The organism is Rhodococcus parequi, from assembly GCF_046042785.1.
GTDB classification, from domain to species: domain Bacteria; phylum Actinomycetota; class Actinomycetes; order Mycobacteriales; family Mycobacteriaceae; genus Prescottella; species Prescottella parequi.
In genome coordinates this window covers 41,216-51,063 of the sequence record NZ_JBDLNV010000012.1, presented here as the reverse complement: position 1 = coordinate 51,063, position 9,848 = coordinate 41,216, and the positions used below count along the sequence as shown (strand labels likewise).

Annotated in this window: 11 protein-coding genes; 6 read left to right on the top strand and 5 right to left on the bottom strand. The window is 69.6% G+C overall.

Annotated features, from left to right (window positions below; all coding sequences use genetic code 11):
* A partial coding sequence (locus ABEU20_RS24520; RefSeq protein ID WP_420166995.1) for a hypothetical protein occupies positions 1-204 on the top strand: 204 nt, incomplete at its 5' end.
* A gap of 81 nt (positions 205-285) precedes the next feature.
* Here the strand turns inward: ABEU20_RS24520 and ABEU20_RS24515 are convergent.
* From ABEU20_RS24515 to ABEU20_RS24505, 3 genes are read right to left on the bottom strand one after another with little or no spacing between them, the layout of a single operon-like run.
* A complete protein-coding gene (locus tag ABEU20_RS24515) occupies positions 286-612 on the bottom strand; it encodes a DUF202 domain-containing protein (RefSeq protein WP_420166994.1) in 327 nt (108 codons plus the stop codon).
* Positions 609-974, bottom strand: a complete 366-nt coding sequence (locus ABEU20_RS24510; RefSeq protein WP_420166993.1) for a YidH family protein — start codon at positions 972-974, stop codon at positions 609-611. The genes ABEU20_RS24515 and ABEU20_RS24510 overlap by 4 nt, the downstream gene beginning before the upstream one ends.
* A gap of 52 nt (positions 975-1,026) precedes the next feature.
* On the bottom strand, positions 1,027-2,970 hold the full coding sequence (locus ABEU20_RS24505; protein WP_420166992.1) for a S9 family peptidase: 1,944 nt from the start codon (positions 2,968-2,970) through the stop codon (positions 1,027-1,029).
* Between the two features lie 48 nt (positions 2,971-3,018).
* Between ABEU20_RS24505 and ABEU20_RS24500 the strand changes: the two genes are divergently transcribed.
* From ABEU20_RS24500 to ABEU20_RS24485, 4 genes are all read left to right on the top strand, one after another.
* Entirely contained in the window at positions 3,019-3,441 is a 423-nt protein-coding gene (locus tag ABEU20_RS24500; RefSeq protein WP_420166991.1) for a TIGR03668 family PPOX class F420-dependent oxidoreductase, read from the top strand.
* Between the two features lie 96 nt (positions 3,442-3,537).
* A complete protein-coding gene (locus ABEU20_RS24495; protein ID WP_420166990.1) occupies positions 3,538-3,705 on the top strand; it encodes a hypothetical protein in 168 nt (55 codons plus the stop codon).
* 90 nt (positions 3,706-3,795) lie between these two features.
* Positions 3,796-5,058 (top strand): pyridoxal phosphate-dependent aminotransferase, encoded by a 1,263-nt coding sequence (locus tag ABEU20_RS24490; RefSeq protein WP_420166989.1) that lies wholly within the window; start codon positions 3,796-3,798, stop codon positions 5,056-5,058.
* Positions 5,059-5,274: 216 nt separating this feature from the next.
* Positions 5,275-6,615: a YibE/F family protein gene (locus ABEU20_RS24485; protein WP_420166988.1), complete on the top strand. Its 1,341-nt coding sequence runs from the start codon at positions 5,275-5,277 to the stop codon at positions 6,613-6,615.
* A gap of 11 nt (positions 6,616-6,626) precedes the next feature.
* Here ABEU20_RS24485 and ABEU20_RS24480 read toward each other — a convergent pair whose 3' ends face one another.
* Positions 6,627-7,787 carry an FGGY-family carbohydrate kinase gene (locus ABEU20_RS24480; RefSeq protein ID WP_420166987.1) on the bottom strand — a complete coding sequence of 387 codons (1,161 nt, stop codon included), beginning with the start codon at positions 7,785-7,787 and terminating at the stop codon, positions 6,627-6,629.
* A gap of 95 nt (positions 7,788-7,882) precedes the next feature.
* On the opposite strand from ABEU20_RS24480, the gene ABEU20_RS24475 reads away from it, so the two are divergent.
* The gene (locus tag ABEU20_RS24475; protein WP_420166986.1) at positions 7,883-8,398 is read left to right on the top strand and encodes an arsenate reductase/protein-tyrosine-phosphatase family protein; all 516 of its coding nucleotides are present in this window, start codon (positions 7,883-7,885) and stop codon (positions 8,396-8,398) included.
* Here the strand turns inward: ABEU20_RS24475 and ABEU20_RS24470 are convergent.
* Positions 8,366-9,799 (bottom strand): polysaccharide biosynthesis tyrosine autokinase, encoded by a 1,434-nt coding sequence (locus ABEU20_RS24470; protein WP_420166985.1) that lies wholly within the window; start codon positions 9,797-9,799, stop codon positions 8,366-8,368. The genes ABEU20_RS24475 and ABEU20_RS24470 overlap by 33 nt on opposite strands.
* Positions 9,800-9,848 lie beyond the last annotated feature (49 nt).

Genomic DNA, 9,848 nt, shown 5'->3' with positions numbered 1-9,848 from the left:
CCGGCCGCTCCGGCACCGGCCGCTCCGGCACCGGCTGCCGAGCCCGCCGCAGAGCCCGAGCAGCCCGCCGAGCCGCAGACCGAGGCCGCACCGGCCGAGGCTCCGGCGCCGAAGCAGGAGGCGTCGACGCCGCCTCCGCCGCAGGCCAAGCCCGGCGCGCTGGGCTTCAAGTCCGGCGCCAAGGCACCGGGCCGCAAGAAGTAGTTCCGGAAAACGCGGAAAGCGCCCCCACCGTCCGCGGTGGGGGCGCTTTCCCGTTCAGGTACCGCGCGACCGCGGCCTCCGTCAGGACGTCACGACGGAGGCGGCGGCGGTCGCGATCGTCACGACCGACAGCACGACCAGCACCGCCGCGCCGGCCGGGCGCAACTGCGTGAACCCGTGCCGGAGGCGACGTCCGCGCCGGTGTGCCAGCCCCAGGATGACGACCATCGTGACGAGACCGAAGGCTCCGGCGAGGGCCCCGACGGGCGATCCCGAGTCGGTGAGCTCGTGCACCATGAGGATCGCCACGGCGGACGCGGACAGCGCCGTTCGCCGCCACGCCAGCGCGGTGCGTTCGGGCTGCAGACCGGGGTCGCGATCGTGGACGGCCGCGGCGCTCCCGCTCACGTGAGGATCATCGCGACCGTGGACACCACCGCGATGATCGCCGTCCCGGCCGCGAGCAGCATCATCAGCGGTGACGACGGCAGCGCTCGTGACCGCACCATCGCCTGCTGCACGCCTCGCCAGCGCACGAATGCGCCGACGGCCAGGACGGCCGCGAGGACGAGACAGCCGAGCGCCACGATCTCGGTCGCGACGGCGGAACCGAACGGGGACACCAGATGTCCGACCGCGACGCCGCCGGCCAACAGGCCGAACGACGTGCGGATCCACGCCAGGAAGGTGCGCTCGTTGGCGAGGGTGAATCGATAGTCCGGCTCCGTCTCGGCGTCCTCGACGGTCTGCTCGGGTAGGTGGGTTGTCATGCGTAGTACCAACTTTCGTCGCGCAACAGTTTACGCGACGACACCGCGGCGACTACGGTCGCCACAGCTCCAGGCGCGGCACACCGGGCGTCTCGAAACCCATGACCTGCCCGTAGAACGACAGCTCCGCCTCCCGGGCACTGACGATGGTCTCGACGCGCCGGAAGCCGTGCGCCTCGCCCTCGTAGGCGAGGTAGGCGTGCGGGATCCCCTTGTCCAGCAGTGCGGTACGAAAGCGCTCGGCCTGCGACGGCGGGACGATCGGGTCGGACAGGCCCTGCAGCAGCAGGACCGGGCAGGAGAGGCCGTCGACGTTGTGGACCGGCGCGCGCCGGACGTACAGGTCGGCGGCCTCGGGCAGCGGGCCGATGAGGCCGTCGATGTACCGGGACTCGAAGTCGTGGGTCTCCTCGACGAACTGGACCAGTTCGGCGACGCCGTAGTACGAGACGCCGCACGCGAACACGTCCGACGTCGTGAGCGCCGACAGCACCGTCCATCCGCCGGCCGAACCGCCCTCGATCGCGAGCCGGTTCGGGTCGGCCAGGCCCGCGTCGGCGAGTCCGCGCACCGCGGCGACGGTGTCCTCGACGTCGACGATGCCCCACTGCCCGCGCAGCCGGTTCCGGTACTCGCGCCCGAAACCGCTCGAGCCGCCGTAGTTGACGTCGACGACACCGATGCCGCGGCTCGTGAAGTACGCGTACACCAGGTGCACCGCGGGCGCGACGTGCGCGGTGGGACCGCCGTGCACGAAGGCGACGTACGGCGGCAGTTCACCCTCGGGCGCAGTGAAATTCGGGTTGCGCGGTGCGTAGACGAGGGCGTGCACCTCACGTTCGGGGCCCTCGAACGTGAGCGACTGCGCCTCCGGCAGGTACTCGACGTCCGGCAGGTCGTCGACCGACAGCCGGATGTCCGTGAGCGTGCCGGTGTCGAGGTCGAGCAGCCGCAGTCCGGACGCGACACGGGCGCCGCCGCAGCGCAGCAGGATTCGACGCCCGGCGACGTCGGCGATCTGTACCGACGCGATGCCGTCGAGGACGACGTCGGACAGGGCACCGGTGGCGAGATCGAGCAGCGCGAGGGTGTCGGTGCCGACGGTCCGCGTGGTGAGCAGGTTGCCGTCGCCCAGCGCGACGTGCCAGACGGCACCGAGTTGCCACAGGGGCGCACCGAAGTCGGCGTCGATGGGACGAACCGGGGTGATCTCACCGAAAAGGTTGATCCGGTAGAGGTTCCACCACCCGCTCCGGTCGCTGACCACGTGGAGCGTCTCGTCGTCGGCCCACTCGGGCTGGAGCACCGATTCCTCGGTGCCGCCGAGCAGCACGTTCACTTTTCCCGTCGCGAGTGTGAGAACGCGAAGTTCGGTTCCGTCCCAGGGCATCTGCGGGTGGTTCCAGGCGATCCACGCGAGTCGTGTGCCGTCCGGGGACAACCGCGGGTAGGCGAGGAAGTCGGACCCGCCCACGATCGATCGCATCGCGGACTCGTCGTCCCCGGCCGACCCGTCGAGCGGCACCGCGCAGATGTCGCGGATCACCGATCCGCCGCTGTGCCGCTCACGGACACACCACACCTCGTCGCCGACGATCGCGAGGTCGCCGTAGCGGTCCGACGACGGGGTGGACGTGAGCGGCGTGATCGGCACCGGCGCGACGTCGATGCGGGGGTCGAATCGGTGCAGCCGCTGGTCGCTGAACTCGGCGAACACGAGCGCGCCGTCGTCGGTGACGGTCCAGGCGCCGCCGCCGTACTCGTGGACGCGGGTGCGCGCGTTCCACGGCGCGGGCAGAACGTCCACCGCCTCGCCGTCCGCGCCGCGCCGGCGGATCGCGGTGCGCCCGCCCTCCGTGGGACGCAGTTCGGACCACCACACCTCGTCGCCGACGAAGCGCCCCCCGTCCACCGGATGGCCGCTCGCGGCCAGGTCGGCAGCACTGATCGGTGAAATCCACGATCCGAAGGGGGCGGTGGTGGCTGCAGTCGTCATGTGGACAACCCTAGCCACGGACGCGCCCCCACGACGTAGCGTTTGCCCATGACTCCGCAGATGCCCCGGCACCTGCCCGCGCGGTTCGTCGAGGCACCGGTCGCGCGGTTGGCGACGGTATCCGCGGACGGGGCGCCGCACCTCGTCCCGGTCGTGTTCGCGGCGCTCGGCGACGTCGTGTACACCGCGGTGGACGACAAGCCGAAGACGACCCGACGTCTGCGCCGACTGTCGAACATCGCCGCCACCGGGCGGGTCAGCCTGCTCGTCGACCACTACGACGACGACTGGTCGCGCCTGTGGTGGATCCGCGTCGACGGCGCCGCCGAGGTGGTGGCACCGCATTCGGACGCCGGGACCGCTGGCGTCGACGCACTGGTGGCCAAGTACCACCAGTACGAGTCGATGCGCCCGACCGGCCCGGTGATCGCGGTGCGGGTGTCCGGTTGGCGTGAATGGTCGGCGTCCTAGCCGATTCGCGCGTCGTACACCCTTGTGACACAGGGCACATCGGGTTCACGATGAAATGACCCTGTCTGTATTTCGTCCTGGAAGGACGGTTTTCTCATGACACGCAGGATTGCCGGAACTCTCGCTGCCTTCGCGATGATGCTCTCGCTGGCGGCGTTCGCCGCACCGGCGGCATCGGCCGAGGAAGCGACACCCGCGCAGGGATCGGTGGGGCTGTGCCTCGTCATCCCGCTGGGATCGCTCGTGTATCCCATCTGCATCTGACGTCGACCCTGTCGCCCGCGCGACATTTGTGACGATTCCCGACCGACCCCGAGCGCACCCTCCGATATCCGTTTGCGCTCGAGTGGAAGTATGGAGGCCGTGAGCACTCCAGAAACCGCCCGTCCCCGTCGGCCGCACCGCGCTCTCGAGCAGTCCACCAAGCTGCAGAACGTGCTGTACGAAATCCGAGGGCCGGTACACGCGCACGCCGCGCGACTGGAGGCGGAGGGACATCGGATCCTCAAGCTCAACATCGGTAACCCGGCGCCGTTCGGCTTCGAGGCCCCCGATGTGATCATGCGCGACATGATCGCGGCTCTGCCTTACGCACAGGGCTATTCGGAGTCCAAGGGCATCCTCTCCGCGCGACGTGCGATCGTCACGCGCTACGAGCTGGTGCCCGGATTCCCGGAACTGGACGTCGACGACATCTACCTGGGCAACGGCGTCTCCGAGCTCATCACGATGACGATGCAGGCCCTGCTCGACGACGGCGACGAGGTACTCATCCCCGCGCCGGACTACCCGCTGTGGACCGCCATGACGAGCCTGTCCGGCGGCACTCCCGTGCACTACCTGTGCGACGAGCAGAACGACTGGAACCCGGACATCGCCGACATCGAGTCCAAGATCACCGACAAGACCAAGGCGCTGCTGGTCATCAATCCGAACAACCCGACGGGCGCGGTGTACTCGGCGGAGGTCCTCAGCCAGCTCGTCGACCTGGCCCGCAAGCATCAGCTCCTGCTGCTGTCGGACGAGATCTACGACAAGATCCTCTACGACGACGCCAAGCACATCTCGCTCGCGACGCTCGCGCCCGACATGCTCTGTCTGACGTTCAACGGTCTGTCGAAGGCGTACCGCGTCGCCGGCTACCGGTCGGGCTGGGTCGCGATCACCGGGCCGAAGGAGCACGCGGCGGGCTTCCTCGAGGGTCTGGATCTGCTGGCGTCCACCCGCCTGTGCCCCAACGTGCCCGGTCAGCACGCCATCCAGGTAGCGCTCGGCGGCCACCAGAGCATCGAGGATCTGATCCTCCCGGGCGGGCGTCTGCTCGAGCAGCGCGACGTCGCGTGGGAGCGGCTCAACATGATTCCCGGCGTCTCGTGCGTCAAGCCGCGCGGCGCGCTGTACGCGTTCCCGCGCCTGGACCCGAACGTGTACGAAATTCACGACGACGAGAAGCTCGTCCAGGACCTGCTGCTGCAGGAGAAGATCCTCATGGTCCAGGGCACCGGCTTCAACTGGCCCGACCACGACCACCTGCGCATCGTCACGCTGCCGTGGGCGCGCGACCTCGCGGTGGCGATCGAACGGTTCGGCAACTTCCTGTCGAGCTACAAGCAGTAGCGGTCACGACACGAAGAACGCGACCCCAATACTGCGAGATTGCTGCGCTATAGGTAGATTGACCGATTGGCACCATCGTGTGCCCGTAAGCGCCTCGTCTTGCCCCCTCCCCCCCTGGGCGACGAGGTATCGGTGGCGGGGACGACCCCCCCTGCTCCCCGCCACCGTCGCTTACCGCCGTCCTCGCTAGCCTGATCCGGTGCGGAGACGAATCCGATGACATCCGAACTGTTCTCCCGTCGTGAGCAGAGTCCCGGCCATGGGCACGGGCACGGCCACGGACACGGGCACGGCCACGGACACGGGCACTTCGACGGGCCGGCGCCCGTCGGGCCGACCGCTGCGCGTGTCGTCGTCGGCCTCCTCGTAGCCATCGCGATCGCAGTCCTCGCCGGGGCCGTCCTCCTCTGGCCGAACAAACAACAGATCGACATCCCGCTGCCGTTCCAGAACGCCGGCGGCGGCGCGGTGACGACCGAGGCCGGCACCGTCGTCGCCCAGGACATCGCGCCGTGCGGCAGCCCGTCCGCCGGACGGGCCTTCTCGGGCGCGCCCGCCCCGGCACCGGACTCGGGGGCGGGATTCGACTGCCACCGCAGCGTCGTGACGATCGACTCCGGTCCCCACGCCGGCACTCGCACTCTCCTCGAGATCGTGCCGGGGCCGGGACAGCCGAACCTGAGCGTGGGCGAGCACGTCCGTCTGGTGCGGCAGACGGATTCGTCCGGCGCCCCGATCTATTCGTTCAACGACTACTCACGCGGCTTCCCGCTGGCCCTCGTCGTCGCCGCGTTCGTCATCGCGATCGTCGCGGTCGCCCGGTGGCGCGGTGTTCGTGCGCTGCTCGGAATCGTCATCGCGTTCGGTGTCCTGGTGGTCTTCACGCTGCCGGCGCTGCTCGACGGCAAGCCCGCGATGCCGGTCGCCCTCGTCTCGGGGGCCGCGATCCTCTTCGCAGTGCTCTACCTGGCACACGGGGTGAACCTGCGCACGAGTTCCGCGCTCCTCGGCACCCTCGCGTCCATGCTGGTGGCCGCGGTGCTGTCGGTGATCGCGATCCGGATGACACACCTCACCGGGCTCTCCGAGGAGCAGAACACCGACGTCCAGGCCTACATCCAGCACGTGAGCATCACCGGCCTCCTGCTGGCGGGCTTCATCATCGGCTCGCTGGGCGTCCTCAACGACGTCACGATCACGCAGGCGTCGGCCGCGTTCGAGATCGCGTCGATGGACGAATCCGCCACGCGACGCACCATCTTCGCGTCGGCCATGCGGGTGGGCCGCGACCACATCGCGAGCACCGTCTACACGCTGGTGCTCGCGTACGCCGGTGGCGCGCTCCCCCTGCTGCTGCTCTTCAGCGTGGCCGGCGGTTCGATGGGCGACGTGCTCACGGGCGACGCCGTCGCGATCGAGATCGTGCGATCGTCGGTGGGCGGCATCGCCCTCGCGCTCTCGGTGCCGCTCACCACCGCGATCGCCGCTCTGCTCGCCCGCCCCCGCGGCGCTGTGACCCCGCCCGCGCGACGCCGCGGTGGACGCCACTCACGCTGACCGACGACGCGTCAGAGCCCCGGGATCTGCGGGATCGGCGGCAACGGCAACGAGTCGAGCGGTGGCAACGAGTCCAGCGGCGGCAGCGGTGGCAGGTTCGGCAGCCCGGTGAGGGCGTCGAGCACGGTCGTCAGTGGATCCGGAGCAGGTTGCGCGGGCGTGCCCTGCCGGGGCGTGCCGTTCGCGACCGGCCGGGTGTCGGCCGGCGGCGCGATCCGCGGTGCCTCCACCGGGGCGGATTCCGGAGTCGCCACCGGACTCGACGGGGGCGCCGACGGCGGTGCGCTCGCGACCGTCACCGACGACGTCACCGGCTTGCCCGCCGATTCGTCCGGTGCCGAACCGAAAAGAGTTCTGCCGTAGCCGAGTCCGAACCCGACGACCGCGAGGAGAGCGAGCATCACCCCGGCCGCGCCGGCGCTGCGGACCTGGCGGCGGGACACCGCGCGCCGGGATCCGCGACGCCGGGAGCCGCCGCGGTGTGCAGCCGGTCGATGCGCCGGCGGGGCCGCCGGCGGCGCGTCCGCGGCGAGCAGCGCCGCGCCCGACGCCGCCGACAGCTCGGGATCGTCCGGCACGACGACGGGCAGGCCCGCCAGGTCGGCTACTCGCTCACGCATCGACGCGGTGCGGGCTCCGCCCCCGACGAGTACCACCGCGTCGGCCCCACGGCCCGACTGCGTCAACAGTTCGTCGGCGAGGTCGACCACTCCCTCGATCCCCGCAGCGCACACGGCGACCCGCTCGGTGGCGTGCACGACGCCGGTCTCCGCGTCGACGACGCTCACGGTCGACCCCGAGTACCCCAGATCGAGCACCACGACGGTTCCGAGGCCGGTCGGCAACCCGGTGGCAGCCAGATGCGCGAGGACTGCGGACAGTTCCGGGATCAGGCGATAGTCGACGACCCCTTCCCGGCGCAGCGCGGCGTCCAGGGCAGCGGCGCGCGACTCGTCGGTGTAGGCGATGCCGACGCAGGCCGTCGATCCGGATTCGTCGTCGCCCGCCAGCAGCACGCCGATCGACTCCGCGGCCAGAGTCTCCGGGTCGTGGCCGTCCACCACGAGTGTCCGATGCTCGGGAAATCCGGGGTCGCCGTCTGCACCGGGCGCTCGGCGGCGCACGATCCGGACGAATCCGGACCCCACCGACACTCCCAGAACCCCACCCATGAGCCGCCTTCGATCGAGGGCGCGCCCCGTCGAGGTTCCGACCCGGCGCGAACTGAACGAGCCGAGTCTATACAGTCGGACCTACACTCAGCCTCATGCACTTGCTCTTCGTGTGTACCGGAAACATCTGCCGGTCACCCATCGCCGAAAGGCTCAGCGCGGCATGGTCCGCACGCACCGACACCGCCGACATCACGGCGTCGAGTGCAGGAACGCGCGCGGTTGTCGGGGCACCGATGGAACCCACCGCAGCACAAACCCTTTCCCGCCTGGGTGGATCGTCCGACGGTTTCGTCGCGCGTCAGATCAATCCGGTCATCGCATCGTCGGCGGATCTGGTCCTGACGATGACCGAAGAGCATCGCGACACCGTGCTCACACTGAGCCCGCGGCATCTCAAGCGCACGTTCACGCTCCTTGAGGCTGCGCACATCGCCCGGTCGATCGGCCGAGGGACGGTCGCCGAACTGTCGGCCGCGCGGGGATCGGTCGGCCGGCCCGAAAATGCCGACGTCCCCGATCCGATCGGCCGCAGCGCGATCGTGTTCGGGGACGTAGGCAACCGGATCGAGTCGGCGCTACTGGACCTGCTTCCCCGCCTGAACGGGTAGCGGAGCCGGACTGACCTGCGTGGCAGGGCTTTCGATCTTCTGAACCGGCGCGTCCGAGTCGTAGTAGTACGAGTACTCGTAGGCGCCCTTGCCCTTCGACGGAGTCATCGTCAGGATCGTGCCGAGTACGGTCGCACCCACACTGCGGAGGTTTCCGACCGCGCGGGTCACCTGTTCCTTCTTGGTCTGCCCGTGCTTGACCACCACGAGCGCGCCGTCGACCTTGACCGCGAGAACGGCAGCGTCGGTGACGGGCAGCAGCGGCGACGCATCGATCACGACGAAGTCGAAACGCTCACGCAGATCGGCGATCAGCTTCTCGGCGTGGGTCGAGCCGAGCAGTTCGCTCGGGTTCGGCGGCAACGGGCCGGACGCGAGGACCGAGACGTTCGGGTAGGAGGACGACTGCAGGACGTCGTCCAGATCCGCCTGCCCGGCGAGGACGGTGCTGAGCCCGACCGATCCGATGAGGTCGAGGTACTTCGCGACGCGCGGGCGACGCAGGTCGGCGTCGACCAGGGCCACCGAGTAGCCGGCCTCGGCGATGGCGAGCGACAGGTTGATCGCAGTGGTCGTCTTGCCCTCGCCCGGAAGCGAACTGGTGATCGCGAGCACCCGCGGCGGGTTGTCGACCTCGAGGAACTGCAGGTTCGTGCGCAGTTCGCGGAAGGCCTCGGCGCTGCCGGAGTAGCCGTCGTGGAAGGCGATGGCGGCCTTGGCCTCCCGGTCCTTGTCGAACGGAACCGTACCCACCAGGCCGACACCGGCCAGCTCGTCGAGCGTCTCGCGGGACTTGACGGTGTTGTCGAGGCGGTCACGCAGGATCGCCAACGCGATACCGGCGAGCAGACCCACCACGAAGCCCAGCGCGACGTTGCGCTTGGTGTTGGGGCTGACCGCGCTCGTCGGCGTCTTGGCGGCCTCGACGACCGTCGCTCGTGCGACCGGTTCGACGCCCGCCGCCGGTGCCTCGAGCCCCTCGATCTTCACGACCAGTTGTGCGGCGATCGCATCCGCCAGATCCCGGGCGAGTTCCGGCTTCGCGTCGAGCACCGAGATGTCGAACAGCACGGTGTCCGGCACCGGGGTGGCCTTCACTCGCCCATTGAGGTCCGACGGGGTCAGATCGAGACCGCGCGAGTCGATGGCGTCCTGCAGGACGTCCGCTCCCGTCGCGAGCTTGGTGTACGACGCGACGCGCTGCTGCGAGAAGAGGTTGCCCTGGTAGGCCTCGTTGACCGAGGCACCCGACGCGGTCGAGACGAACAGGCGGGAGGACGCCTGATACATCGGGGTCGCCACGAGCGAGGCCGCCAACGCCGCGAGTAGACCGACGATTGTCGCCAGCGCGATGATCCTCCACCGCGACTGCACGATGCGTAGGTAGTCCTGTACTTCCATGTGCCCGATTCCCCGTCCTATTTCCTTTGCCAAGCTTTCGATAACCTTA